The sequence below is a fragment of the Pseudomonas sp. HR96 genome, assembly GCF_034059295.1.
Taxonomy (GTDB): domain Bacteria; phylum Pseudomonadota; class Gammaproteobacteria; order Pseudomonadales; family Pseudomonadaceae; genus Aquipseudomonas.
On sequence record NZ_CP139141.1, the window covers coordinates 417155 to 442666 of the forward strand.

The window sequence follows — 25512 nt, forward strand, 5'->3', positions numbered from 1 at the left end:
ATGAAGACATCATTGCCTACCTCATTGCCCCTTAGCCTGATCGCGGCGCTTGGCGACAACCGCGTGATCGGCATCGACAACCGCATGCCCTGGCACCTGCCCGGGGATTTCCGCTATTTCAAGGCGACCACTCTGGGCAAGCCGATCATCATGGGCCGCAAGACCTGGGACTCACTCGGCCGGCCGCTGCCCGGGCGGCTCAACCTGGTGGTCAGCCGCCAGCCGGGGCTGCGGCTCGAGGGCGCCGAGGTGTTCGCCTCGCTGCCCGAGGCCGTCACCCGCGCCGAGGCCTGGGCGGCTGAACAGGGCGTTGCCGAGGTGATGTTGATCGGCGGCGCGCAGCTTTACGAACTGGGCCTGGCGCAGGCGGATCGCCTTTATCTGACCCGCGTCGAGCTGAGCCCCGAGGGTGATGCCTGGTTCCCCGAGATCGATCCGGCCGAGTGGACATTGCGCTCCAGCCAGCCCAACCCGGCAGTCGACGACAAACCCGCTTACCATTTCGAAGTCTGGGAACGCACTCAGCCGTAATCAGAACCTTTGCGGTCGCTCGCAGACGCGATCTGTCATAACTTTTTGCTAGCTTCATGGATCAACTCTGGGGAGATCCGTCCATGAAGCTAGTGCCACACCTGCTTGCCACCGCCCTCATCAGCTGCGCCTTGAGCGCCCCGGCTTTCGCCACCGAGCTCAAGCACTGGCCAGAACCCGCCGCCAAGCAGTTGGACGCCATGATTCAGGCGAACGCCAACAAGGGCAACTTCGCGGTGTTCGACATGGACAACACCAGCTACCGCTACGATGTCGAAGAGTCGCTGCTGCCCTACCTGGAAAACAAGGGGCTGCTGACCCGCGACAAGCTCGACCCCTCGCTCAAGCTGATCCCGTTCAAGGACACCGCCGAGCACAAGGAAAGCCTGTTCAGCTACTACTACCGCCTGTGCGAAATCGACGACATGGTCTGCTACCCCTGGGTTGCCCAGGTCTTCTCCGGCTTCAGCCTGACCGAGCTCAAGGGCTACGTCGACGAGATGATGGCATCGGGCAAGGCGATCCCCACCAGCTATTTCGAAGGCGATGTGGTCAAGTCCCTCGATGTCTCGCCGCCCAAGGTGTTCACCGGCCAGACCGAGCTGTACAACAAGCTGATGGAGAACGGCATCGAGGTGTACGTGGTCACCGCCGCCTCCGAAGAGCTGGTGCGGATGATCGCGGCCGATCCGAAATACGGCTACAACGTCAAGCCGCAGAACGTGATCGGCGTCAGCACCCTGCTGAAGAACCCCGCCACGGGCGAGCTGACCACTGCGCGCAAGCAGATTGCCGCCGGCCACTATGACCCCAAGGCCAACATGGGCCTGGTGGTGACGCCATACCTGTGGACCCCGGCCACCTGGATGGCCGGCAAGCAGGCCGCGATCCTGACCTACATCGACCAATGGAAGAAACCGGTGCTGGTGGCCGGCGACACGCCGAGCAGCGATGGCTACATGCTGTTTCACAGCGTCGACGTGAACAAGGGCGGCGTGCACGTGTGGGTCAACCGCAAGGCCAAGTACATGGACCAGCTCAACGCAATGATCGAGCACAATGCCGCCGCCCAGGCCAAGGAAGGCTTGCCGGTGACGGCGGACAAGAATTGGGTGATCGTCAAGCCCGAGGATATTCAATAGGCCCGAAACGGCTCGGGGGCCGGGGTTGATCTGTGGCCTTGCAGGTGAAGATGCGTCGCGGCCCTCGCCAGCTGCGCCGGCTCCTACGCCAACCTTGGCGACCGCAGATGACGTGGGAGGGGGCAAAGCCCGCGATAGGCCGCGCGGGCGGCCGGTGGCGGCCATATTGGACATTTCGCCGGGCGCCCGAAGATCAAACCGGCCTGGCGGCCTCTCGGGGCTTTGCCCCTCCCACGTTTGTGCCGGCTACGTCGAATCAGTGTGCAACTCGATTCGGCGTAGGAGCCGGCTAAGCTGGCGAGCACAATCTGCGCGGGGGCTTACAGCCCGTCGAGCATCGCCTTGTTGCGCACCGCGCCCTTGTCGGCGCTGGTCGCCAGCAGGGCATAGGCCTTCAGTGCCGTGGTCACCTTGCGTGGCCGCACTTCCACCGGCTTCCAGCCTTTCTTGTCCTGCTCGGCGCGGCGAGCAGCCAGCTCGTCGTCGCCGACCAGCAGGTTGATCGAGCGGTTGGGGATGTCGATCAACACCTTGTCGCCATCGCGCACCAGGCCGATCGCGCCACCGGCAGCGGCTTCCGGTGAGGCGTGGCCGATGGACAGGCCCGAGGTGCCGCCGGAGAAGCGGCCGTCGGTGAGCAGGGCGCAGGCCTTGCCCAGGCCTTTGGACTTCAGGTACGAGGTGGGGTAGAGCATTTCCTGCATGCCCGGGCCGCCTTTCGGGCCTTCGTAGCGGATGATCACGATGTCGCCGGCCTTGACCTCGTCGGCGAGGATGCCGCGTACGGCGCTGTCCTGGCTTTCGAAGATCTTTGCGTTGCCTTCGAACACATGGATCGACTCGTCGACGCCGGCGGTTTTCACCACGCAGCCGTCCATCGCGATGTTGCCGTACAGCACGGCCAGGCCGCCTTCCTTCGAGTAGGCGTGTTCGAAGCTGCGGATGCAGCCGTTCTCACGGTCGTCGTCCAGGGTCTCCCAGCGGGTCGACTGGCTGAAGGCGGTCTGCGTGGGGATGCCGGCCGGGCCGGCCTTGAAGAAGTGGTGCACGGCTTCATCGCCGGTCTGGGTGATGTCCCACTTGGCGATGGCTTCTTCCATGCTGCGGCTGTGCACGGTCGGCAGGTCGGTGTGCAGCAGGCCGCCACGGGCCAGCGAGCCGAGGATGCTGAAGATGCCGCCAGCGCGGTGGACGTCTTCCATGTGGTACTTCTGGATGTTCGGCGCGACCTTGCACAGCTGCGGGACGCTGCGCGAAAGGCGATCGATGTCGCGCAGGTCGAAGTCGATCTCGGCCTCCTGGGCGGCGGCCAGCAGGTGCAGGATGGTGTTGGTCGAGCCGCCCATGGCGATGTCGAGCATCATGGCGTTCTCGAACGCCTTGAAGTTGGCGATGTTGCGTGGCAGTACCGACTCGTCGTTGTCACCGTAGTAGCGCTGGCAGAGTTCGACGATGGTCCGTCCGGCCTGCAGGAACAGCTGCTCGCGGTCACTGTGGGTGGCCAGGGTCGAACCATTGCCGGGCAGGGCCAGGCCCAGCGCCTCGGTCAGGCAGTTCATGGAGTTGGCGGTGAACATGCCGGAGCACGAACCGCAGGTCGGGCAGGCGCTGCGCTCGTACTCGGCGACCTTCTCGTCGGAGGCGCTGGAGTCGGCGGCGATGACCATGGCGTCGACCAGGTCGAGGCCGTGGCTGGCCAGCTTGGTCTTGCCGGCTTCCATCGGGCCGCCGGAAACGAAGATCACCGGGATGTTCAGGCGCAGGGCGGCCATCAGCATGCCGGGGGTGATCTTGTCGCAGTTGGAGATGCAGACGATGGCGTCGGCGCAGTGGGCGTTGACCATGTACTCGACCGAGTCGGCGATGATTTCGCGGCTGGGCAGCGAGTACAACATGCCGTCATGGCCCATGGCGATGCCGTCGTCCACGGCGATGGTGTTGAATTCCTTGGCCACGCCGCCGGCACGTTCGATCTCGCGGGCGACCAGTTGGCCGAGGTCCTTGAGGTGCACATGGCCCGGCACGAATTGGGTGAAGGAGTTGGCGATCGCGATGATCGGCTTCTTGAAGTCGGCATCCTTCATGCCCGTGGCGCGCCAGAGTGCGCGGGCACCGGCCATGTTGCGGCCGTGGGTGGATGTTTTCGAACGATAGTCAGGCATGGAGCACTCCGGGCGGCTAATCAGGTTTCAGGTTGGGAGTGAGCTTCTCTTGTCTGGCTCAGGTAGCAGATGGCTGCCTGGTACGGATGTGGCCGACAACACTGCGGGATCACCGCTGGCTCGGCCTGAGCTCATAAACCCGCCGGGGGATGATGGCGATGAATGAATCGATTCTACACCGCTGGCGCCAGGAAGGAACGGCAGCGGGCGAATGGCTGCCTGGCGCGGCAGGGTGTTTCATCGACTTTTCCCATATATTGGACTTTTTTGTAGGAAAAATTACCGCGATTTGTAGGGCATTTCTGAAAATGCACCCAGGGGGTGCGATGCGCTTGTCATGCCCCCCAGCCTCTGTACTATTCCGCCCGCCGCATGTGCGGCTTCAGAGATCCAAGGCGACATGGACCTTCCAGGTTTACGACCTTCAACTTTACCCTTACCGCTGCCGCGGTGGGCCTGCCTGTGAGCTGAATCGGCGCTAGCCGAGTTCTTGCGGGCACCTGCCGTGGTGCCCGGAGAATGCAATGACCAGCACGACTTTCGACTACACCCCTCGCCACCTCGGCGACGGCGCCCAGCCCCTGCCGCCCGCCGCGCAGGCCCAGCTGGACGAACTGCATCAGGAAATCACCCTGATGATCGGCCACTACAACTCGCTCAGCGACCTGGTCGCCCGTGATCCGGCGGCGGCGCAGAACATGGACCGGCCCGCCGTGGCGGTGGCGGTGGCCGAAGCCACCGAAGACTTCCACAAGGGCGCCTTGATCAGCACGCCGCTGGGCAACCTGAAGACCGCCACCGTCGGCCTGCTCTACCGCAAGCGCGTGCTGTGGCTGGTGTTGCTGGTGTTCGGCAACCTGTTCTCGGGTGCCGGCATCGCCGCCTTCGAAGACGTCATCGCCTCGCACATCGCTCTGGTGTTCTTCCTGCCCCTGCTGGTGGACAGCGGCGGCAACGCCGGCGCGCAGTCGGCCACACTGATGGTGCGGGCACTGGCCACCGGCGAGGTCATACTCAAGGATTGGCTCAAGCTGCTGGGTCGGGAATGTTTCGTGGCTCTGGGCCTGGGCTTGACCATGGCGGTGGCGGTGGCCTCGCTGGGCCTGCTGCGTGGCGGCGTCGACATCGCGCTGATCGTTTCCTGCAGCATGATGATCATCGTTCTGCTGGGCAGCCTGATCGGCATGAGCCTGCCGTTCCTGCTGAGCCGCATGAAGCTCGACCCGGCCACCGCCAGCGGCCCGTTGATCACCTCGATCGCCGATGCCGCCGGGGTGCTGGTGTACTTCGGCATCGCTTCGCAGGTGCTGGAACTGGCCTGAGCCCGAGCCATCACCTGCTGGCCGATCAGCTGTTGGGCAGCAGGCGGCAGGTGATGCTCTTGATGTAGCGAGTTTCGACGATGGCCGGGTGCACCGGATGGTCCGGGCCCTGGCCGCCGCGCTCGAGCAGCTGGATATTGCGGTCCAGGTGGCGGGCGCTGGTCAGCAGGATATTCTGCAGGTCGTCTTCGGGCAGGTGCATCGAGCAGGAGGCGCTGACCAGAATGCCGTCCTTGCTGAGCAGGCGCATGGCTTGCTCGTTGAGACGGCGGTAGGCGCCTTCACCGTTTTTCAGGTCTTTCTTGCGCTTGATGAAGGCAGGCGGGTCGGCGACGATCACGTCGAAGCGTTCCTCGGCCGCTTTCAGCTCCTTGAGCGCTTCGAACACATCGCCTTCCACGCAGGTCATTTTTTCACCAATGCCGTTCAACGCGGCGTTGCGTTCGACACCGTCGAGGGCAAAGCCCGAGGCGTCGACGCAAAACACTTCACTGGCGCCGAACGCGCCGGCCTGCACGCCCCAGCCGCCGATGTAGCTGAACAGGTCGAGCACACGCTTGCCCTTGACGTAGGGCGCCAGGCGCGCGCGGTTCATGCGGTGGTCGTAGAACCAGCCAGTCTTCTGGCCTTCCATCACCGGGGCTTCGAATTTGACGCCGTTCTCTTCCAGTGCGACCCACTCCGGCACCACGCCGAAGGCGGTCTCGACATAACGCTCCAGGCCTTCGGCGTCACGCGCCGCCGAATCGTTCTTGAACAGGATGCCGCTGGGCTTGATCACCTGGATCAGCGCCGCCATGACGTCGGCCTTGTGCTGCTCCATGGTCGCCGAGGCCAGCTGCACCACGAGGATATCGCCGAAGCGGTCGACCACCAGGCCGGGCATCAGGTCCGAATCACCGTACACCAGGCGATAGAACGGCTTGTCGAACAGGCGCTCGCGCAGCGACAGGGCCACGTTGAGGCGATGCACCAGCAGCGACTTGTCCAGCATCAGCTTGGCGTCACGGGACAACAGGCGTGCGCAGATGAGGTTGTTCGGGCTCATGGCCACGACGCCCAGCGGCTTGCCGCCCGCCGCCTCGAGAATGGCCTGGTCGCCGGCCTTGAAGCCATGCAGCGGGGTGGCGGCAACGTCGATCTCGTTGCTGTACACCCACAGGTGACCGTTGCGCAGGCGCCGGTCGGCATTGGGTTTCAGGCGAAGGCTGGGCAGGGACATGACGTCGCTCCGGAAAAAAGAGCGGGAGTATAACATTGATGCTCTCGGCCGATGTGGCAGGGGCACAGCCCCCCGAGCTTTTCACCCCCCTGGCCAACTACTGCTAGGGTGAAGCAAGGCAGCACCCTATCAAAGCTCACCCTGGCCCCGGCAGGCTTCATGACATTTGCCGGGCGGTTATCACTAAAGCTGACGAAACGGTTAAAATCGTCCCTCAGCCCAGAGTACGCGACCCATGTCCCAAGAGCTTTCCGCCGAGCAGATCCAAGAGGCCCTGCAAGGCATCAGTGTGCCTCCACAACCGCAGATCATGGTCGACCTGCAGATGGAACAGTACATGCCCGACCCCGACCTGGACGTCATCGCCCGCCTGATCGCCCAGGACCCGGGGCTCTCGGGGGCCCTGCTGAAACTGGTGAACTCCCCGCATTACGGCCTCAGCAACAAGATCGCCTCGATCCAGAAAGCCGTGAACCTGCTCGGCAGCCGCTCGGTGATCAACCTGATCAACGCGCAGTCCATTCGCGGCGAGATGAGCGACGAGACCATCGTTACCCTCAACCGCTTCTGGGACACCGCCCAGGATGTGGCCTTGACCTGCCTGACCCTGGCCAAGCGCATCGGTACCCAGGCCACCGACGAGGCCTACGCCCTGGGCCTGTTCCACGATTGCGGCGTGCCGCTGATGCTCAAGCGCTTCCCCGACTACATGAGCGTGCTCGAACAGGCCTACGCCCAGGCCGGCCCGGATTGCCGGGTGGTCGACACGGAAAACCGCGTGTTCAACACCAACCACGCGGTGGTGGGCTACTACACGGCCAAGTCCTGGCGCCTGCCCGAGCACCTGGGCAGCGCCATCGCCAACCACCACAACGCCCTGTCGATCTTCAGCGACGACAGCAACCGCAACAGCCAGCTGAAGAACCTGCTGTCGATCCTGAAGATGGCCGAGCACATCTGCGCGTCCTATCGGGTGCTTGGCAATCAGCAGGAAGACCATGAGTGGGACAGCATCGGCCACCTGATCCTCGATTACGTCGGCCTGTCGGACTACGACTTCGAAAACCTGCGCGAATCGATCCGCGAACTGGGTGTACGCTGACACCCGCCCTTGTTTACGAGCCTTGCTGTCCATGCCTGAACTGCCAGAAGTCGAAACCACCCGTCGCGGTATCGCCCCCCACCTTGAAGGCCAGCGGGTCAGTCGCGTGATCGTGCGCGATCGGCGGCTGCGCTGGCCGATCCCCGAAGACCTGGACGTCAGCTTGTCCGGCCAGCGCATCGTCGCGGTCGAGCGGCGCGCCAAGTACCTGCTGATCAACGCCGAGGTCGGCACCTTGATCAGTCACCTGGGTATGTCAGGCAACCTGCGGCTGGTGGAGGCGGGCCTGCCGGCGCTCAAGCATGAGCACGTCGACATCGAGCTGGAGTCCGGGCTGGCCCTGCGCTACACCGACCCGCGGCGTTTCGGCGCGATGCTCTGGAGCCATGACCCGCACAACCACGAACTGCTGCTGCGCCTGGGGCCGGAGCCGTTGACCGAGCTGTTCGACGGCGAGCGGCTGTTCCAGCTGTCGCGCGGGCGCAGCATGGCGGTCAAGCCGTTCATCATGGACAACGCGGTGGTGGTGGGCGTGGGCAACATCTACGCGACCGAGGCGTTGTTCGCCGCCGGCATCGACCCGCGACGCGAGGCGGGGGGCATTTCCCGGGCGCGTTATCTGAAGCTGGCCATCGAGATCAAGCGCATTCTGACCCACGCCATCGAGCGCGGCGGTACCACCTTGCGCGACTTTATCGGCGGTGATGGCCAGCCCGGCTACTTCCAGCAGGAGCTGTTCGCCTACGGCCGCGGCGCAGAGCCTTGCAAGGTATGTGGCACGTTGCTGCGCGAGGTCAAGCTGGGGCAGCGCGCCAGTGTGTTCTGCCCGCGCTGCCAGAAATAAACGCTGGAAACGATGGCGGGGCCGGGCCTGACAATGGCGTGGACACTGATATAGTAAACGCCATATCCCGTCCCCCGTTTCGCTGTCCATTGAGCAGAAGGATTGTGTCATGAACGTTTTCCGCGTCCTCTCGGTCGTGCTGGTTCTGAGCCTTGGCCTGCAGGCATTGCCTGCCGCCGCGATGCAGTCCGCGAGCCCCGCGCCGGACACCGCCAGTGGCGACCCGACCTACACCATCCAAAATCCGCCAGCCTACGCGATGATCGGCGACCTGGTGATCGCCCGGCCATTGCTGATCGCGGCGACGGCCATCGGCGCGGTGCTGTTCGTGGTGGCGCTGCCGTTCGCCGCGCTGGGCGGCAACGTCAAGGAGACGGGCAAGGCGCTGGTGGTCGACCCGGGGCGTGCGGCGTTCGTGCGCTGCCTTGGCTGCACCACCGAAGGCGATGCCAGCCAGCCCTGAGGGCTGGCGTCAGGCCTTGGCGGTGATGCGCCGGTATTTTTCCATCAGCTGCTCTTCGGTTTCCGGGTGGGCTTCATCCAGCGGGATGCAGTCCACCGGGCACACCTGCTGGCATTGCGGCTCGTCATAGTGGCCCACGCACTGGGTGCAGAGGTTGGGGTCGATGACGTAAATCTCTTCGCCTTGCGAGATGGCGGCGTTCGGGCACTCGGGTTCGCAGACGTCGCAGTTGATGCAATCGTCGGTGATGATAAGCGACATGATGACTCCGGCCGACTGCGTACAGGCTGCGCACAGGTGCGCGGGCTGACCAGATCAGGCGTTTGAAATGAAGATATGCGCGATATTGTGCCCCATTGGCGCCCGCAGTGCACGCGGGCGCCAACCGCCGGTCACTTTTTGAAGCGCTGGGTCAGGGCTTCGGCCACAGCGGGGTGAACAAACTTGCTGATATCGCCATCCAGTGCGGCGATTTCCCGCACCAGGGTCGAAGAAATGAATGAATAGTGCTCCGACGGCGTGAGAAACAGGCTTTCAACGTCCGGCGCCAACTGGCGGTTCATGTTGGCCAACTGGAATTCGTATTCGAAGTCCGACACCGCACGCAGGCCGCGCAGGAAGATATTGGCGTTCTGCTCCTTGGCGAACTGCGCCAGCAGGGTCGAAAAGCCGACCACTTCCACGTTCGGCAGGTGGCGAGTGACTTCGCGCGCCAGTTCCACCCGTTGTTCCAGGCTGAACAGCGGGTTCTTCTTCGGGCTGGCAGCCACTGCAATCACTACCTGGTCGAACAGCAGCGCAGCGCGCTCGACTAAATCGCCATGGCCCTTGGTTATCGGGTCGAAGGTACCTGGGTACAACACTCGGTTCATCGGGGCGTCCTGGCGGGATTGCGTTGGGGTTTTCGATGGTATCGCAGCATCTGCGGTGGGCCAAGCCACCCTTTTGCGGGGATGGCGCGGCGAACTGGGCTGAAAATGCCTGCGGCGAACTGTCGCGTCAAGCGTTTCACGGCGGTTGGAAGAACTGACTGTGCGGTCAGCGCCCGTCGTCGATCACTGCGCAGGCTCGCAGCTTCCAGGCAGCCAAAGTGCACGCCATGGTCGATACTTCGTAAGATGTACCATCCCGATCAGAGGTTGCCGCACCCCATGGTTCAACGACTCAAGACCCGCGAGCGCATCGTGCAGAACAGCCTGGAGCTGTTCAACCGGCAGGGCGAGCGCAGCGTCAGCACCAACCATATTGCGGCGCATATGGAGATGTCGCCGGGCAACCTCTATTACCATTTTGCCAACAAGCAGGAGATCGTCGCGGTCCTGTTCGAGCAATTTCAGGCCAAGGTCGAGGGCTTCCTGCAACTGCCCGAAGGTCGAGTACCGACCATCGACGACATGCGCGACTATCTGCTGGCACTGCTCGAAGTGATGTGGAGTTATCGTTTCTTCTACCGCGACCTCGAGCACCTGCTCGAAAGCGACCCGGCGCTGACCGCACGCTATCAGCAGTTCACCCGGCGTTGCCTGCATCAGGGCCAGGCGATCTATGCCGGATTTGTCGAGGCGGGCATCCTGCGCCTCGATGCAGTCGGGCTCGAGGCCTTGGCGCTGAACGCCTGGATCGTCCTGACTGCCTGGATCCGCCATCTCTGCACCTCGTCGGCACCCACTGCCCGGCTCGACGAGCAGGCGCTCAAGCGCGGGGTGTACCAGGTGCTGATGCTACAGAGCGGGTACATCACCGCGCCTTGGGGGCAAGCGGTGCAGGCGCTGGCCGAAGAATTTTACGTGCCGCTGAACCTGCTGCACCCCGCCGGGGCCTAATCGAACAACAAATCGTCCACCATTGAGAGGCCATCATGCCCATCGCGCAATTGACAAGCCCCCGCCAGCTGGCTGCCCGCATGGAGCGGCCGGGCCTGGTGATCCTGGACTGCCGCTCGTCCCTGGAAGACGGCGACTACGGCCAGCGCAGCTATGCCGAGGGGCATATCGAAGGCGCGCATTTCGCCGACCTGGCCCGCGACCTCAGCGCCGAAGTGACCCGTGGCGTCACCGGTCGCCACCCGCTGCCCCAGCCCGGCCGCTTGTTGGCGCGGTTGCAGGCCTGGGGGGTGAATGCCGACAGCGAGGTGGTGCTTTATGACGACGGCCCCGGCATGTACGCCGCCCGCGCCTGGTGGCTGCTGGCCTGGCTGGGCAAGCGCGAGGGCGTGTCCCTGCTCGACGGCGGGCTCAAGGCCTGGCACACCAGCGGCCTGCCATTGAGCCTGGACCCGCCGGCCAGCGAGCCAGGGCATTTTTCCGGCAAGCCCGATCCGCATATGGTGGTCAGCGCCCAGCAATTGCAGGAGCGCCTGGGCCAAGGCGATCTGACCTTGCTGGATGCCCGTGCAGTGGCACGCTTTCGCGGCGAGGTCGAGCCGATCGACCCGGTGGCGGGGCACATTCCCGGGGCGCAGTGCGCGGTGTTCACCGACAACCTGGACGCCGACGGCCGCTTCCTGGCGCCGGAAAAGTTGCGCGAGCGTTTCGCAGCACTGCTGGGCCAGCGGCCGATCAGTGAACTGGTGGCCTATTGCGGGTCGGGGGTGACGGCATGCCACAACCTCTTCGCCCTGTGCCTGGCGGGGTATCCGCTGGCGCAGCTGTACGCCGGGTCGTGGAGCGAGTGGATCACCGACGCGCAGCGGCCGCGGGCGACCGGTGAGTAGGCCGGCATCGCTGTGGAAGGGGGCTTGGCCCCCAAGAGGCTGCAGGCCGGCTTGAACCTACCGATGCTCGGCCAGCCACTGCGGAATCCTGCGCTCCAGGTAATACCCCAGTTTCCCCGGCCGCCCATCGACAAACCCCACATGCCCACCTTTCTCCTGCAGCTCGAAGGTGGTACTGGCCGACAGTTCATTGGCCGTCGGCAGGCTGTGAGGAAACACGAACGGGTCATCCGCCGCCTGGATGATCAAGGTGCGGGTCTGGATCTGCGGCAGGAAGTACCGGCTCGACGAGCGCCTATAGTAGTCATGGGCATCGGCGAAGCCGTTCAGCGGGGCGGTGACGGTGCCGTCGAAGTCCCAGAAATTGCGCAGGTTCTTCAGGGAGCCCAGGGCCGCCAGGCGCGCCAACCCTTCAGTGTGGCCTTCGAGTTCGAAGCGCTCCTGCTTGTCGCTGATGTAGGCCAGCATCGCGCGCATGAAGTGCGCCTGGTACACCTTGGAAAAGCCCTGAGCAATGCGGTCGGCGCACTGGTCCAGGCGAAAGGGCACCGACACCGCCACTGCGGCGCGCAACAGGCTGGCCGCGCCGGATTCGCCCAGATGCTTGAGCAGGATGTTGCCCCCCAGTGAGTAGCCCACCGCGTACAGCGGCGCTTCGGGGCGCAGACGACGGACATGGCCGATGACCTCGACGAGGTCTTCGGTTGCGCCCGAATGGTAGCTGCGTGGCAACAGGTTCGGCTCGCCGGAGCAACCGCGCCAGTTGACCGCAACGCTGCCCCAGTCCTGGGCCGCCAAGGCTCTTTGCAGGCCCGCCACATAAGGTGAATTGGACGAGCCGGTCAGCCCGTGCAGCACCAGCACCAACGGCGCCTCGGGCGCCTGGCTGGCATGCCAGTCGAGGTCGAGGAAGTCGCCGTCGGCCAGCCACAGACGCTCGCGCTGACGTTGCAAGTGCACGGTGCGGCGGCCCAGCGGCCCCCACAGGGTTTGCAGGTGCGGGTTGGCCAGGCCGGGTGCCGGGCGAAAAGAGGGTGGCGTGCGCAGCAAGGCTTCAGCCGCGCTGCCAGAGAGCGTAATACACCTGCCCGGCCTTCTTCTCCCGATGCAGGCGCCAGCCTGCCGGCAATTGCAGGCTGGAGGGCGGCGTCTCGCTCTCGGTGTAGATCCAGGCCGCAGGCGCCAGCCAGCCCTTGCTCTCGAGCAGGGCGCAGGTGGCCGGCAACAGATTCTGGTGAAACGGCGGGTCGAGGAACACCAGGTCGAAGGGCGTCGGCGTCTGGGTCTCGAGGTAGCGCGTGGCATCGCTCTGCAGCAGCTGGCCGACGGTGCAGCGCAGCAGGTCGAGGTTATGCCGCAGGCTGGCGATGGCTTCGGCGTTGGCATCCAGCGCCAGCGCCATGCTGGCGCCGCGCGACAGTGCCTCCAGGTAGAGGGCGCCACTGCCGGCGAACGGGTCGAGCACCTTGGCCCCGGCGACATAGGGGGTCAGCCAGTTGAACAGGGTTTCACGGACCCGGTCCGGTGTCGGTCGCAGCCCGGGTGCCTCGGGGAAGCCCAGTTTGCGACTGCGCCATTCGCCGCCAATGATGCGCAGCTGACCCTGGCCGCCATGGGCACGGGTTTTTACGGGGGAGGTACTGGCCATTAGTGCTCCGGAACTGCCATGGGTTGTTCCATGGGCTTGTCGGTGGGGGCCGGCAACGGTTGCTGGGCAACACTTGGGCCGGCGGTAACGATCACCAGTTTGTCAGCGTCCAGATGCTTGTTCAGCGCAGCCTTGACCTGATCGATGGTCAGGGCCTGGGATTGTTGCATGAAGTCTTCGAGCCAGGTGAGCGGCAAGTGATAGAAGCCAATCATACCCAATTGGCTAACGATGCCAGCATTGCTCGCGGTGCTCAGCGGAAAGCTGCCGGACAACTCGCGCTTGGCGGCATCCAGCTCCTGCTGGGTGGGGCCGCTCTGGAGGTAGTCGCGCAGCACGTCCTGGACCAGCTTGAGTGTAGCTTCGCCGAGCTCGGCGCGGGTCTGCAGGCTGATCAGGAACGGGCCGCGCACCTGCATCGGGGTAAAGCCCGAGTAGATACCGTACGTCAGCCCGCGTTTTTCGCGCACTTCGCTCATCAGCCGGGTACCAAAGCTGCCACCGCCAAGAATCTGGTTGCCCAGCGACAGCGCGGCGTAATCCGGGTCGTTGCGGTCGATGCCGAGCTCGGCCAGGAGGATCTGGGTCTGCTTGGACGGGAAGTCGATATGCGTGGCGCCGGGCTGGGGCGCGACGGGCTGTGCCACGGCGGGCAGTTCGGGCCCCTTGGGCAGCGCCGTGGATATCTGCTCGGCGACCGCCTGGGCCTGCTCGCGGGTCAGGTCGCCCACCAGGGCGACGACGGCATTGCCGGAGGCGTAGGCGCGGCGGTGGAAGTCCCGCAGCTGGGCCTGGGTCAGGCCGGCGATGCTCTTGGCATCGCCGTCGCTGGGATGGGCGTAGGGGTGCTGGCCATACAAGCGTTCATAGAGCGCATTGCCCGCCAGTTTGCCGGGGTTCTGCTTCTGGAACTCGAAGCTGGCCTGCAGCTGGTTCTTGATGCGTGCCAGCGACGAGGCCGGGAAGGTCGGTTGGCCGAGGACTTCGGCGAACAGCTTGAGCGCCGGGTCGCGTTTGTCTGGGTCACTGAGGCTGCGCAGCCCGACCACTGCCATGTCGCGGTAGGAGCCGTTGCTGAAGTCGGCGCCCAGACCCTCGAAGCGGCGGGTAATGGCCTCGACGTCCTGGCCGGCGACACCTTCGTTGAGCATGGCGTTGGTCATCAAGGCGATGCCCGGGTGCTGCCCGTCCTGGCTGCTGCCGGCGGCGAAGGTCAGGCGCAGGTCGAACATCGGCAATTCATGGGCTTCGACGAACAGCACGCGCGAGCCGGCGCGAGTGGTCCAGCTCTGGATGGCCAGTTGCCGGCGCACCGGCGCCTTGCCGTCGAGCTCGGCAAGGGTCTGCAGCTGCGGCTTGCCCTCGGCGGCAGGCGTGGCGTCGGCCCAGACGTGGCCGCTCAGGCACAGGCTGGCAATGCCGGCCACGGCAAGCGTGCGCGTCACGCGGTATTTCAGGCTCATGGGCTCACTCATGAGCGGTCTCCTCGGGCAGAACATGGGCGACGCTCAGGCGGTCGCGGGTGAAATAGGTGCGGGCGGCGCTGCGGATGTCGTCCGGGGTCACGCTCTTGAGCTCGTCGAGGTCGCTGTCGATCAACCGCCAGGACAACCCCACCGACTCCAGCTGGCCAATGGCGGTGGCCTGCTGGCTGATGGAGTCGCGCTCGAAGACCAGCCCGGCGATGACCTGGGCGCGCACGCGCTCCAGCTCTTCGGCCGACGGCGGGTTGTTCTTCAGGTCGTCGAGCTGCGCCCACAGGCCTTTCTCGACGTCTTCCAGGGTTTTCTTCTTCTGCGCATTGGGCGTGGCGCTGAGGGTGAACAGCGAGTCGCCGCGGGCATAGGCGTTGTAGCTGACCGAGGCGTTCGACACCAGCTCCTGGCCACGCTCCAGGCGCGTGGCCAGGCGTGCGCTGTCGCCGCCGTCGAGCAGCGCGCTGATCAGGCGCAGGGCCTGCAGGCCACGCGCATCCTTGGCCGTGGCCAGGCTCGGCACGTTGAAGCCGTAGATCAGGCTCGGCAACTGGGTGCGCACGTGCACGTCGATGCGCCGCTCGCCGGGGCCGCTCAGCTCCAGCGGAATCTTCGAAGGTGGCGTGGCTCGCCGGGCGATCGGGCCGAACCACTGCTCGGCGAGGCGCTTGACCTCGTCCAGGCTGACGTCGCCGACCACCACCAGGGTGGCGTTGTTGGGCACGTACCAGGCCTTGTACCAAGCGCGCAGGTCGTCGATCTGCATACGCTCAAGGTCGGCCATCCAGCCGATGGTCGGGGTGTGGTAACCGCTGGCCGGGTAGGCCATGGCCTTGAAGACTTCATAGGCCTTGGCGCCGGGCTTGTCGTCGGTGCGCATGCGCCGCTCTTCCTTGATCACCTCGATCTCGCGCTTGAACTCCTCGGCCGGCAACTGCAGGCTCGCCATGCGGTCGGCTTCGAGCTCCAGCGCCACGGGCAGGCGGTCGCGTGCCAGCACTTGGTAGTAGGCGGTGTAGTCGTCGCTGGTGAAGGCGTTCTCCTGGGCGCCAAGGTCGCGCAGGATGCGTGAGGCCTCGCCGGGGCCAGTCTTGCTGCTGCCTTTGAACATCATGTGCTCGAGGGCATGGGAAAGGCCGGTCTGGCCGGGGGTCTCGTAGCTGGAACCGACCTTGTACCAGACCTGCGACACCACCACCGGGGCGCGGTGGTCTTCGCGCACGATGACCTTGAGGCCGTTGTCCAGGGTGAACTCGTGGGTGGCCTGTGGCTCGGCGGCAAAGGCCATGATCGGCAGGCAAAGCGTGGCCAGGAGCAGGCCGGCAATGCGGCGGGCTGGAGCATTCATGGATTTTCGAACCTTGAGGGCGGCCCGCGTGGTCTTAGCGTCGGCGGGCGAGGAGGTGCTAGGATACTGGTCCGGTTCGCTGGCGACCATGCCTGGCGACCGAGAAAAACCGCAGGTGCTGGATCAAGATGTTGCAGCGCCGCTCGTGAACGAGCCGGGCGCAAAGCAGTCTGTTCTGCGTATCAGAATTTCCAGAGGCGCCGCATTGGCGCGTCGCTACCGTGAGATAGCCGTCTTCCATGTTTGGTTCCAACGACGACAAAAAGACCCCGGCCGCGGCTGGTGAAAAGAAAGGCCTGTTCGGCTGGCTGCGCAAAAAGCCGCAAACACCCGTGGACGAGCCATCGCCAGCCCCGCAGGCGCCCGAGCCTGCAGTCGAGGCCGTGCCGCCTGCCGCGCCGGTCGAGCCAGAGCCGGTCCCAGCGCCGGCGCCAGCCATCAGCCCCGTCCCTCAGCCGGACCCGGCGCCGCACTCCAACCTGGTGCTGCCGGTGCCTGAAGAACCAGTGGCCCTGGTGCTCGACAGCGAACCGCAGGTGCCACCACCGATCCCGCCGCAGCCACGGGCGGTCGAGCCGGTGCCGGCGCTGCAGCCGGCTGCACCCTTGCCGCCGGCCGTCGTGGCGCCTGCGCCCGGCAGCGAGACCAAGGCCGGCTTCTTCGCGCGCCTCAAGCAGGGCCTGTCGAAGACCAGCGCGAGTCTGGGCGAAGGCATGGCCAGCCTGTTCCTGGGCAAGAAAACCATCGACGACGATCTGCTCGACGAGATCGAGACGCGCCTGCTGACCGCCGACGTTGGGGTCGAGGCGACCACGCTGATCGTGCAGAACCTGACCCAGAAGGTCGCCCGCAAGCAACTGGCCGATGCCGACGCCCTGTACAAGTCGTTGCAGGACGAACTGGCGGCGTTGCTGCGCCCGGTCGAGCAGCCGCTGGTGGTGCAGTCGGCCAGCAAACCGTTCGTGATCCTCGTGGTCGGCGTCAACGGAGCCGGCAAGACCACCACCATCGGCAAGCTGGCCAAGAAGCTGCAGCTGGAGGGCAAGAAGGTCATGCTGGCCGCCGGCGACACCTTCCGCGCGGCTGCGGTGGAGCAACTGCAGGTGTGGGGCGAGCGCAACAAGATCCCGGTGATCGCCCAGCACACCGGCGCCGATTCGGCTTCGGTGATCTTCGACGCCGTGCAGGCCGCCAAGGCTCGCGGTATCGACGTGCTGATCGCCGACACGGCCGGCCGCCTGCACACCAAGGACAACCTCATGGAGGAGCTGAAAAAGGTCCGCCGGGTGATCGGCAAGCTCGACGCCGACGCGCCCCATGAGGTGCTGCTGGTGCTCGACGCCGGCACTGGCCAGAACGCCATCAACCAGGCCAAGCAATTCAACCAGACCGTGACCCTCACCGGCCTGGCCCTGACCAAGCTCGACGGCACCGCCAAGGGTGGCGTGATCTTCGCCCTGGCCAAGCAGTTCGGCCTGCCGATCCGCTACATCGGCGTAGGCGAGGGCATCGACGACCTGCGCACCTTCGAAGCCGAACCCTTCGTCCAGGCCCTATTTGCCGAGCGGGAGCGTCCATGATTCGATTCGAACAGGTTGCCAAGCGCTATCCCAATGGCCACGTCGGCCTGCACGAGCTGAGTTTCCGCGTGCGGCGCGGGGAGTTCCTGTTCGTCACCGGCCACTCCGGCGCCGGCAAAAGCACACTGCTGCGCCTGTTGCTGGCGATGGAGCGGCCCACCAGCGGCAAGCTGATGCTGGCCGGCCAGGACCTGGGACAAATCAGCAACGCACAGATCCCGTTCCTGCGCCGGCAGATCGGCGTGGTGTTCCAGAACCACCAGTTGCTGTTCGATCGCACCGTGTTCAACAACATCGCCCTGCCGCTGCAGATCCTCGGCCTGTCCAAGCCGGAGATCGCCAAGCGCGTGGATGCCGCCCTGGAGCGGGTGGCGCTCAACGACAAGGGCGAGCTGTACCCCGGCGACCTGTCCACCGGGCAGCAGCAGCGTGTAGGTATCGCCCGCGCCATCGTCCACCGGCCGGCCCTGCTGCTGGCCGACGAACCCACCGGCAACCTCGACCCGCGCCTGGCGGCGGAAATCATGGGGGTGTTCGAGGACATCAACCGGCTGGGCACCAGCGTGCTGATCGCCAGCCACGACCTGGCGCTGATCGCGCGCATGCGCCACCGCATGCTGACACTGCAACGCGGCCGATTGATCGGCGATGGAGAGGCCGGCCAATGAGTGCGACACGCAGCCCCAAGGTATCCGATCGAGTGGCGCCCAAGCCGGCCGATCCACAACCGAGCAAGAAGAAAAAAAACAACGACGACGACGGTCCGGACTTCGCCACGCTGTTCCATGCCTGGCTCGAAAGCCACCGGGCCAGCCTGGTCGACAGCCTGCGGCGCCTCGCCAAGCAACCGATCGGCAGCTTCTTCACCTGCATGGTGATGGCCGTGGCCCTGAGCCTGCCCATGGGCTTGTCACTGCTGCTCAAGAACGTCGAACGGCTGGGCGGCTCCTGGCAGCGCGCCGCGCAAATCTCCCTGTACCTGCAGATGGACGCCAGCGACAGCGAAGGCCAGGCCCTGGTCACCCGGGTCAAGGGCTTGTCCGGCGTCGCCGATGCCGAATTCGTCAACAAGACCCAGGCCCTCAGCGAGTTCCAGCAGCAGTCCGGGCTGGGCGAGGCGCTCAAGGAGTTGCCGGACAACCCGCTCCCAGGCGTGGTCATCGTCACCCCGCTGGAGGTCGACAAGGCCGCCCTGGAAACTTTGCGCCAACAGCTGGCCGAGTTGCCCAAGGTGCAGCAGGCGCAGTTGGACCTGGTCTGGGTCGAGCGCCTGGCCGCCATCCTCAAGCTCGGCGACCGCTTCGTCTTCGGCTTGACGGTGCTGCTGGTGTCCGCCTTGCTGCTGGTAATTGGTAACACGATACGTCTGCATATCGAGAACCGCCGTACCGAAATCGAGGTCATCAAACTGGTGGGGGGCACCGACGCCTACGTGCGCCGGCCGTTCCTGTACATGGGCGCGATCTACGGATTAGGCGCTGGCGTGTTTGCCTGGGGCGTGCTGGCCTTTGGTCTGAACTGGCTGAACCAGGCCGTGGTGGGGCTGTCTGGACTGTATGGCAGCGATTTCGCGCTGGCCGGAGTGCCATCATCCGACGGTCTGTCGCTCTTGCTTGGCGCCCTGTTGTTGGGGTATATCGGAGCGTGGATTGCGGTGGCGCGGCACTTGCGGGAATTGGCGCCACGCTAATGACGTTTTGTTTAAGATCACTTATTTTTTACATCCAGACCGTATAGTCATCCACAGGAACCCGATCATCGGTTCCCGGTCTAATGGGCTGTGCGGATAGCACGAGTCATGTAAGTCGGAGGTTTTTTCGTATGACCACTTCTTTGCAACCTGCGTATGCGCTAGTCCCGGGTGCGAACCTGGAAGCCTACGTGCACACGGTGAACAGCATTCCCTTGCTGACGCCCGAGCAGGAGCGTGAACTGGCCGAGAGTCTCTACTATGAGCAGGATCTTGGGGCGGCTCGGCAGATGGTGCTCGCCCACCTGCGTTTCGTCGTGCACATCGCACGCAGCTATTCGGGATACGGGCTGGCGCAAGCCGACCTGATCCAGGAAGGCAACGTCGGCCTGATGAAGGCCGTCAAGCGCTTCAACCCGGAAATGGGCGTGCGCCTGGTGTCGTTTGCCGTGCACTGGATCAAGGCAGAAATCCACGAGTTCATCCTGCGCAACTGGCGCATCGTCAAGGTGGCCACCACCAAGGCCCAGCGCAAGTTGTTCTTCAACCTGCGCAGCCAGAAGAAGCGCCTGGCCTGGTTGAACAACGAGGAAGTCCATCGTGTGGCGGAAAGCCTCGGTGTGGAACCCCGTGAAGTGCGCGAGATGGAAAGCCGCCTGACCGGCCAGGACATGGCCTTCGACCCGGCTGCCGAAGCCGACGACGACAGCGCCTTCCAGTCGCCGGCCAATTACCTGGAAGACCATCGCTACGACCCGGCGGTGCAGCTGGAAGACGCCGACTGGAGCGACAACTCCAACAACAACCTGCACGAAGCCCTGCAGGTACTGGACGAACGCAGCCGCGACATCCTCTACCAGCGCTGGCTGGCCGAGGAAAAAGCCACCCTGCACGAGCTGGCTGACAAGTACAACGTCTCGGCCGAGCGCATCCGGCAGTTGGAGAAGAGCGCCATGAACAAGCTGAAGATGTCCATCGCGGCTTGATACAGCCGCTCATGAAAAAGCCCCGACCTGGTCGGGGCTTTTTTGTTGGTAAACGATTGATTCAGTCAGCCCAGGGCGCCCGCCGCGAACCGTTCAGCCGGCTCAGGTAATCATCCCCGCCCAGCTGCGCCATCTGCTGGCGAATCCAGGCTGCGCGGCTGGCCACATAGGCGTTGGGCCGCCCGGCGCTCCAGTTGCGCGGGTTGGGCAGCACTGCGGCCAGCTGGCTGGCCTGCTGTCGCGACAGGTAGGCCGCGCCCACGCCGAAGTGATGACGCGCCGCAGCCTCGGCACCGAAGACGCCGTCGTCCCATTCGGCGCTGTTGAGGTACACCTCGAGGATGCGCTGCTTGGGCCACAGGGTCTCGATCAACACGGTGAACCAGGTTTCGAAACCCTTGCGCAACCAGCTGCGGCCGGACCAGAGAAACACGTTCTTGGCCACCTGCTGGCTCAAGGTGCTGGCGCCGCGAAGCGAACCACCGCGCTCGTTGTGCGCCAGCGCCGCTTGAATGGCAGCGAAGTCGAAACCCCAATGCTCGGCGAATCTCTGGTCTTCGCCGGCGATCACTGCCATTTTCAGGTCGTCGGAGATCTGTCCCCAGGGGCGCCAGCTGCGTTGCAGGTCGATGGGTTGGCCGTCGGTCCAGGACTCGACCTTGCGCTCGACCATCAGCATGGTGCCCGGCGGCGGCACGAAACGAAACACCAGCACCAGCAAGGCGCTGCCCGCAGCGAACCAGAGCGCGGCTTTGAAGAGGCGACGAAACAGAGTGCGCAGCATGGAAGGCTTGGCCTGACCGGATGAGCGGGCCATTATACAGGCCCTGTGCGGATGAACGGTTGGAGTGGCGCGATGTTGCGGAGTTTCCTGATGCTGGCGGCGTTTTTCGGCTTTACCGGGGTGGGCCTTGGCGCCTTCGCGGCCCACGGCCTGAAGAACCGCCTGAACGACGAGTACCTGGCGGTGTTTCATACCGGGGTGACCTACCAGCTGTTCCACACCATGGCGTTGCTGGCGGTGGCCCTGCTGGCAGTGCACCTGCCCGGGCGGCTGATGCTCTGGGCCGGCATCCTGTTCACCCTGGGCATCATCCTGTTCTCGGGCAGTCTCTATGCGCTGACCCTTAGTGGGGTAAGCAAACTGGGCATCATCACGCCATTTGGTGGGCTGTGCTTCCTGCTCGGCTGGCTGTGCCTGGGGCTGGCCGCCTGGCGGCTGGGCGAGTAAGGGCCGGCGAGACGAATGGCCGCCCGGTGCCTTGGTCATCCTGACCGTTCGGGCTAGAATGCGGGCCCCCTGACGAGATGGCTGCACCTGCATGCGCATTCAGTTGAATGGTGACTCCTTTGAACTGCCCGTCGGCGAAACCGTCGCCGGCCTGCTGACCCGTCTGGAGTTGACGGGCCGGCGTGTGGCAGTCGAACTCAACCTGGACATCGTGCCCCGTAGCCAGCACGACACGACGGTCCTCGCCGAAGGCGACCAGATCGAGGTGGTACACGCCATCGGCGGCGGTTAGCCCCGGCCCGAGTGTCTCGCCACCCTGGCCGCCGCCCGAGCGGTCCCTTATAAAAAGAGGATTTTCGATGAGCAATGTTCGCAGCGACAAGCCCTTCACCCTGGCCGGTCGTACTTTCCAGTCGCGCCTGTTGGTCGGCACCGGCAAGTACAGTGACCTTGAGCAGACTCGCCTGGCCATCGAAGCCTCGGGCGCCGAGATCGTCACGGTGGCGGTGCGCCGCACCAACCTGGGCCAGAACCCGGGCGAGCCGAACCTGCTCGACGTGCTGCCGCCGGATCGCTACACCATCCTGCCCAACACCGCCGGCTGCTATGACGCGGTCGAAGCCGTCCGCACCTGCCGCCTGGCTCGCGAACTGCTCGACGGCCACAACCTGGTCAAGCTCGAAGTGCTGGCCGACCAGAAAACCCTGTTCCCCAACGTGATCGAAACCCTCAAAGCCGCCGAAGTGCTGGTCAAGGACGGCTTCGACGTGATGGTCTACACCAGCGACGACCCGATCATCGCCCGCCAGCTGGCCGAGCTCGGCTGCATCGCGGTGATGCCGCTGGCCGGCCTGATCGGCACCGGGCTGGGCATCTGCAACCCTTACAACCTGCAGATCATCCTCGAAGAAGCCAAGGTGCCGGTCCTGGTCGACGCCGGCGTGGGCACCGCCTCCGACGCCACCATCGCCATGGAACTGGGCTGCGAGGCGGTGCTGATGAACTCGGCCATCGCCCACGCGCAGAACCCGATCATGATGGCGCAAGCCATGAAACACGCCATCGTCGCCGGCCGCCTGGCCTACCTCGCTGGCCGCATGCCGAAAAAACTCTATGCCAGCGCCTCCTCGCCGCTGGATGGTCTGATCAAGTAAGAGCCACCGATGACTGATTCGCAGCAGCAAACACCACCCGCCGACGACGGCGAGCCGCGTCAACACCGCGCCATCAAGAGTTTCGTGATGCGCGCCGGGCGCATGACCGAGGGCCAGCAGAAAGGCCTCGATCAAGGCAGCCCGCTGTTCGTCCTGCCGCTGGCGGACGCGCCGGTGGACTTCGACGCCGTGTTCGGGCGCAGTGCCCCGCGCACCCTGGAAATCGGCTTTGGCATGGGCCATTCCCTGCTGGAAATGGCCGCAGCTGCGCCCGAGCAGGATTTCATCGGCGTGGAGGTGCACCGCCCTGGTGTGGGCGCCTTGCTCAATGGCGTGCTGACCCAGGGCCTGAAAAACCTGCGGGTGTACGATTGCGACGCCATCGAGGTGCTCAAGCGCTGCATCGCCGACAGCAGCCTCGATCGCCTGCTGCTGTTCTTCCCCGACCCGTGGCACAAGAGCCGCCATCACAAGCGCCGCATCGTCCAGCCGGGCTTTGCCGAACTGGTGCGCAGCAAGCTCAAGCCAGGCGGCGTGCTGCACATGGCCACCGACTGGGAACCCTATGCCGAGTACATGCTGGAAGTGATGAATGTCGCGCCCGGCTACCGCAACCTGGCCGAGGACGGCCGCTGCGTACCGCGCCCGAGCGAACGCCCGGTGACCAAGTTCGAGCGCCGCGGCGAGCGGCTGGGGCACGGGGTGTGGGATCTGAAGTTCGAGAAGGTCGAGTGATTGCTTGAGGCCCCCGAGGCCTACTTGCGATCGGCAACCACGCCGATCAGCACCACCACCACCAGCAGCACCGGTGCCAGGCTGTAGTTGTTGAACTGCTCCAGCCCGCGCACCACCCAGTGCGGCACGTAGATCAGTGCGGCACCGCTGCCGACGATGCACAGCAAGGCCAGAGCCGGGATGCGCAATGCCCCGGCGAAGCTGCCGATACGCTGCTCCACCCAGCCCTTGAAGTCCGCCCCGAACAGCACCAGCAGGCAGCCCACCAGGGCCATGGCGATGTCGTGCAGGTTGCTGCGGCCCCATTGCGACATGTTTTCCAGCAGGTGCAGTACCGTGTCCATTGCCAGTCCTTAGATCAAAGCGTTCAAGTCAGAAAATATTGCAGCAGGTCATTGAGGAACAGCTGGCCCTGGGGCGTTGCTGCCAGCCGCGTCGGTTCGACTTGCAAAAGGCCTTTTTGTTCGGCCAGGCGCCTGGCTGTGGCCAGGCTGTCCAGGCTCAGCCCGGTGCGCCGGTGGTACAGGCTGGCGTCGACGCCGTCGGTGAGGCGCAGGGCATTCATCAGGAATTCGAATGGCAGCTCCTCCACGCTCAGGGCTTTCTCGCCGGCCTTGAACGCCTTGGCCGGATTCAGGTAGTCCTTGGGCAGGCGGGTCTTCCAGGTGCGCACGATACCGCCCTGCAGGTCGCTGAGCTTGCCATGGGCGCCGGCGCCGATGCCGATGAAATCGCCAAAGCTCCAGTAGTTGAGATTGTGCCGCGCCGCCCGCCCGGGCTGGGCGTAGGCCGACACCTCGTATTGCCGGTAGCCGTGCTCGGCCAGCAGCGCCTGCCCGGCTTCCTGGATGTCCCAGAGGATGTCGTCCTCGGGCAACAGCGGCGGCTGATTCCAGAACACCGTATTCGGCTCCAGGGTCAGCTGGTACCAGGACAGGTGGGTCGGCCCCAGCGCGATGGCTTGACGCAGGTCGCCCAGGGCATCGTCCAGCGACTGGTCGGGCAGGCCGTGCATCAGGTCCAGGTTGAAATTGTCGAAGCCGGCCTGGCGCGCCATGTCGGCCGCGCGCACGGCTTCGTCGCCGCTGTGGATGCGCCCCAGCGCCTCGAGCTTGGCCGGCTGGAAGCTCTGGATGCCGATCGACAGGCGGTTGATGCCCAGCCGGCGGTACGCGCTGAACTTGACCTGCTCGAAAGTGCCAGGGTTGGCTTCCAGGGTGATCTCGATGTCCGGCGCGAAGGGGATGCGCTGCTCCACGCCGGCCAGCAGGCGACCCAGCGCGGCGGCGCTGAACAGGCTCGGGGTGCCGCCGCCGAAGAAGATCGAGCTGATCGACCGGCCATGCACCGCTCCCCGTTCCTGGTCGAGATCGGCCAGCAGGGCGTCGACGTACTCCTCTTCCGGCAGCACGGCGCTGGCGGCGTGGGAGTTGAAATCGCAGTACGGGCATTTGCGCACGCACCACGGGATATGGATGTACAACGCCAGCGGCGGCAGCTCGGGAAGGGCCGGGGCGGGTGGCTGGGTGGAAAACCCGGCGCTGCCCGGATGCAGCGTCTGTTGGCTCATGCGAGGCCCAGGCGCTGCCGCAGCAAGGCCATGGCGCGGGCGCGGTGGCTGATCAGGTTCTTGTCGGCGGGGGCCAGCTCGGCGCTTGAGCAGCCTCGCTCCGGGACCCAGAACAGCGGATCGTAGCCAAAGCCGTGGGCGCCGCTGGCGGCACGCAGAATGCTGCCGTGCCAGAGGCCTTCGCAGAGAATCGGCAGCGGATCGTCGGCGTGGCGAACCAGCGCCAGCACACAGACGAACTGCGCGCCGCGCTGCTCGTCCGGGACGTCCTTGAGCGCGTCGAGCAGCTTGGCGTTGTTGGCTGCATCACCCTGGCCGTCGGCATAGCGTGCCGAATAGATGCCCGGCGCGCCGCCGAGAAAGTCCACCGCCAGGCCCGAGTCGTCGGCCAGTGCCGGCAGGCCGGACAGGCGAGCGGCGTTGCGCGCCTTGAGGATGGCATTTTCGACGAAGGACAGGCCGGTTTCCTCCGGTTCGACCTGGCTGAACTCGCCGACCGAACGCAGCTGCACGCTGGCGCCGAGCATGGCCTGGAGTTCCTTGAGCTTGCCGGCGTTGTGGCTGGCCAGCACCAGTTGAGTCAATTTCATGAGG

Annotated in this window: 29 protein-coding genes; 17 read left to right on the forward strand and 12 right to left on the reverse strand. The window is 65.0% G+C overall.

Going from position 1 to position 25512, the window contains the following annotated elements; genetic code table 11:
- Positions 1 to 12 precede the first annotated feature (12 nt).
- Both SFA35_RS01955 and SFA35_RS01960 read left to right on the forward strand, forming a co-directional pair.
- Positions 13 to 531, forward strand: a complete 519-nt coding sequence (locus tag SFA35_RS01955) for a dihydrofolate reductase (protein ID WP_320574641.1) — start codon at positions 13 to 15, stop codon at positions 529 to 531.
- Positions 532 to 614: 83 nt separating this feature from the next.
- Positions 615 to 1673, forward strand: a complete 1059-nt coding sequence (locus SFA35_RS01960; protein WP_320574643.1) for a haloacid dehalogenase-like hydrolase — start codon at positions 615 to 617, stop codon at positions 1671 to 1673.
- A gap of 320 nt (positions 1674 to 1993) precedes the next feature.
- Here the strand turns inward: SFA35_RS01960 and ilvD are convergent, their stop codons facing one another.
- Entirely contained in the window at positions 1994 to 3835 is a 1842-nt protein-coding gene (gene ilvD, locus SFA35_RS01965) for a dihydroxy-acid dehydratase (protein WP_320574645.1), read from the reverse strand.
- 524 nt (positions 3836 to 4359) lie between these two features.
- On the opposite strand from ilvD, the gene SFA35_RS01970 reads away from it, so the two are divergent.
- The gene (locus tag SFA35_RS01970; RefSeq protein WP_320574647.1) at positions 4360 to 5157 is read left to right on the forward strand and encodes a magnesium transporter; all 798 of its coding nucleotides are present in this window, start codon (positions 4360 to 4362) and stop codon (positions 5155 to 5157) included.
- A 25-nt stretch (positions 5158 to 5182) separates the two neighbouring features.
- On the opposite strand, the gene SFA35_RS01975 is transcribed toward SFA35_RS01970, so the two are convergent.
- Positions 5183 to 6379 carry a class I SAM-dependent rRNA methyltransferase gene (locus tag SFA35_RS01975; RefSeq protein ID WP_320574649.1) on the reverse strand — a complete coding sequence of 399 codons (1197 nt, stop codon included), beginning with the start codon at positions 6377 to 6379 and terminating at the stop codon, positions 5183 to 5185.
- A 289-nt stretch (positions 6380 to 6668) separates the two neighbouring features.
- Here SFA35_RS01975 and SFA35_RS01980 point away from each other — a divergent pair, with 289 nt between their 5' ends.
- The 3 genes from SFA35_RS01980 (at position 6669) to SFA35_RS01990 (ending at position 8788) form a co-directional block, all read left to right on the forward strand.
- Complete coding sequence (locus SFA35_RS01980) at positions 6669 to 7481, forward strand: HDOD domain-containing protein (protein WP_320578801.1); 813 nt, start codon at positions 6669 to 6671, stop codon at positions 7479 to 7481.
- A 31-nt stretch (positions 7482 to 7512) separates the two neighbouring features.
- The gene (gene mutM / locus SFA35_RS01985; RefSeq protein ID WP_320574651.1) at positions 7513 to 8325 is read left to right on the forward strand and encodes a bifunctional DNA-formamidopyrimidine glycosylase/DNA-(apurinic or apyrimidinic site) lyase; all 813 of its coding nucleotides are present in this window, start codon (positions 7513 to 7515) and stop codon (positions 8323 to 8325) included.
- 109 nt (positions 8326 to 8434) lie between these two features.
- The gene (locus SFA35_RS01990; RefSeq protein ID WP_320574653.1) at positions 8435 to 8788 is read left to right on the forward strand and encodes a multidrug transporter; all 354 of its coding nucleotides are present in this window, start codon (positions 8435 to 8437) and stop codon (positions 8786 to 8788) included.
- 9 nt (positions 8789 to 8797) lie between these two features.
- Here the strand turns inward: SFA35_RS01990 and SFA35_RS01995 are convergent, their stop codons facing one another.
- Entirely contained in the window at positions 8798 to 9049 is a 252-nt protein-coding gene (locus tag SFA35_RS01995) for a YfhL family 4Fe-4S dicluster ferredoxin (protein ID WP_320574655.1), read from the reverse strand.
- 131 nt (positions 9050 to 9180) lie between these two features.
- A complete protein-coding gene (gene coaD, locus SFA35_RS02000) occupies positions 9181 to 9660 on the reverse strand; it encodes a pantetheine-phosphate adenylyltransferase (protein ID WP_320574658.1) in 480 nt (159 codons plus the stop codon).
- A 279-nt stretch (positions 9661 to 9939) separates the two neighbouring features.
- On the opposite strand from coaD, the gene SFA35_RS02005 reads away from it, so the two are divergent.
- Positions 9940 to 10611, forward strand: a complete 672-nt coding sequence (locus SFA35_RS02005; RefSeq protein WP_320574660.1) for a TetR/AcrR family transcriptional regulator — start codon at positions 9940 to 9942, stop codon at positions 10609 to 10611.
- A 35-nt stretch (positions 10612 to 10646) separates the two neighbouring features.
- Positions 10647 to 11501: a sulfurtransferase gene (locus tag SFA35_RS02010; protein WP_320574662.1), complete on the forward strand. Its 855-nt coding sequence runs from the start codon at positions 10647 to 10649 to the stop codon at positions 11499 to 11501.
- 57 nt (positions 11502 to 11558) lie between these two features.
- Here SFA35_RS02010 and SFA35_RS02015 read toward each other — a convergent pair whose 3' ends face one another.
- Genes SFA35_RS02015 through SFA35_RS02030 form a run of 4 tightly spaced genes read right to left on the reverse strand, consistent with a single transcriptional unit; the run spans position 11559 to position 15972 of the window.
- Complete coding sequence (locus SFA35_RS02015) at positions 11559 to 12548, reverse strand: hydrolase (RefSeq protein ID WP_414058519.1); 990 nt, start codon at positions 12546 to 12548, stop codon at positions 11559 to 11561.
- Between the two features lie 7 nt (positions 12549 to 12555).
- Complete coding sequence (gene rsmD, locus SFA35_RS02020) at positions 12556 to 13149, reverse strand: 16S rRNA (guanine(966)-N(2))-methyltransferase RsmD (protein ID WP_320574666.1); 594 nt, start codon at positions 13147 to 13149, stop codon at positions 12556 to 12558.
- Entirely contained in the window at positions 13149 to 14612 is a 1464-nt protein-coding gene (locus SFA35_RS02025; RefSeq protein ID WP_414058520.1) for a M16 family metallopeptidase, read from the reverse strand. Before SFA35_RS02025 ends, rsmD begins: the two co-directional genes overlap by 1 nt.
- 4 nt (positions 14613 to 14616) lie before the next feature.
- Positions 14617 to 15972: a pitrilysin family protein gene (locus tag SFA35_RS02030; protein WP_320574669.1), complete on the reverse strand. Its 1356-nt coding sequence runs from the start codon at positions 15970 to 15972 to the stop codon at positions 14617 to 14619.
- On the opposite strand from SFA35_RS02030, the gene SFA35_RS02035 reads away from it, so the two are divergent.
- The 5 genes from SFA35_RS02035 to rpoH all read left to right on the forward strand — a co-directional run bounded on the left by SFA35_RS02035 (position 15971) and on the right by rpoH (position 20228).
- Positions 15971 to 16258, forward strand: coding sequence for a hypothetical protein (locus SFA35_RS02035; protein WP_320574670.1), 288 nt, complete (start codon positions 15971 to 15973; stop codon positions 16256 to 16258). The genes SFA35_RS02030 and SFA35_RS02035 overlap by 2 nt on opposite strands.
- Positions 16212 to 17552, forward strand: coding sequence for a signal recognition particle-docking protein FtsY (ftsY, locus tag SFA35_RS02040; RefSeq protein ID WP_320574672.1), 1341 nt, complete (start codon positions 16212 to 16214; stop codon positions 17550 to 17552). Before SFA35_RS02035 ends, ftsY begins: the two co-directional genes overlap by 47 nt.
- Entirely contained in the window at positions 17549 to 18220 is a 672-nt protein-coding gene (gene ftsE / locus SFA35_RS02045; RefSeq protein ID WP_320574674.1) for a cell division ATP-binding protein FtsE, read from the forward strand. Before ftsY ends, ftsE begins: the two co-directional genes overlap by 4 nt.
- The gene (gene ftsX / locus SFA35_RS02050) at positions 18217 to 19242 is read left to right on the forward strand and encodes a permease-like cell division protein FtsX (protein ID WP_320574677.1); all 1026 of its coding nucleotides are present in this window, start codon (positions 18217 to 18219) and stop codon (positions 19240 to 19242) included. Before ftsE ends, ftsX begins: the two co-directional genes overlap by 4 nt.
- A 131-nt stretch (positions 19243 to 19373) precedes the next feature.
- Positions 19374 to 20228 (forward strand): RNA polymerase sigma factor RpoH, encoded by an 855-nt coding sequence (rpoH, locus tag SFA35_RS02055; protein ID WP_320574679.1) that lies wholly within the window; start codon positions 19374 to 19376, stop codon positions 20226 to 20228.
- 61 nt (positions 20229 to 20289) lie between these two features.
- On the opposite strand, the gene mtgA is transcribed toward rpoH, so the two are convergent.
- Positions 20290 to 21045 carry a monofunctional biosynthetic peptidoglycan transglycosylase gene (gene mtgA, locus SFA35_RS02060; RefSeq protein ID WP_320574682.1) on the reverse strand — a complete coding sequence of 252 codons (756 nt, stop codon included), beginning with the start codon at positions 21043 to 21045 and terminating at the stop codon, positions 20290 to 20292.
- A gap of 39 nt (positions 21046 to 21084) precedes the next feature.
- On the opposite strand from mtgA, the gene SFA35_RS02065 reads away from it, so the two are divergent.
- The 4 genes from SFA35_RS02065 to trmB all read left to right on the forward strand — a co-directional run bounded on the left by SFA35_RS02065 (position 21085) and on the right by trmB (position 23348).
- Entirely contained in the window at positions 21085 to 21459 is a 375-nt protein-coding gene (locus tag SFA35_RS02065) for a DUF423 domain-containing protein (RefSeq protein ID WP_320574684.1), read from the forward strand.
- Positions 21460 to 21550: 91 nt separating this feature from the next.
- The gene (gene thiS, locus SFA35_RS02070) at positions 21551 to 21751 is read left to right on the forward strand and encodes a sulfur carrier protein ThiS (protein WP_320574687.1); all 201 of its coding nucleotides are present in this window, start codon (positions 21551 to 21553) and stop codon (positions 21749 to 21751) included.
- 67 nt (positions 21752 to 21818) lie between these two features.
- Entirely contained in the window at positions 21819 to 22613 is a 795-nt protein-coding gene (locus tag SFA35_RS02075; RefSeq protein WP_320574689.1) for a thiazole synthase, read from the forward strand.
- Between the two features lie 9 nt (positions 22614 to 22622).
- Positions 22623 to 23348: a tRNA (guanosine(46)-N7)-methyltransferase TrmB gene (trmB, locus tag SFA35_RS02080; RefSeq protein WP_320574691.1), complete on the forward strand. Its 726-nt coding sequence runs from the start codon at positions 22623 to 22625 to the stop codon at positions 23346 to 23348.
- A gap of 20 nt (positions 23349 to 23368) precedes the next feature.
- Here the strand turns inward: trmB and SFA35_RS02085 are convergent, their stop codons facing one another.
- Genes SFA35_RS02085 through rdgB form a run of 3 tightly spaced genes read right to left on the reverse strand, consistent with a single transcriptional unit; the run spans position 23369 to position 25508 of the window.
- Positions 23369 to 23692: a DUF3392 family protein gene (locus tag SFA35_RS02085; protein WP_320574693.1), complete on the reverse strand. Its 324-nt coding sequence runs from the start codon at positions 23690 to 23692 to the stop codon at positions 23369 to 23371.
- A 23-nt stretch (positions 23693 to 23715) separates the two neighbouring features.
- Positions 23716 to 24918 carry a radical SAM family heme chaperone HemW gene (gene hemW, locus SFA35_RS02090; protein WP_320574695.1) on the reverse strand — a complete coding sequence of 401 codons (1203 nt, stop codon included), beginning with the start codon at positions 24916 to 24918 and terminating at the stop codon, positions 23716 to 23718.
- Entirely contained in the window at positions 24915 to 25508 is a 594-nt protein-coding gene (gene rdgB / locus SFA35_RS02095) for an RdgB/HAM1 family non-canonical purine NTP pyrophosphatase (RefSeq protein WP_320574697.1), read from the reverse strand. Before rdgB ends, hemW begins: the two co-directional genes overlap by 4 nt.
- Positions 25509 to 25512 lie beyond the last annotated feature (4 nt).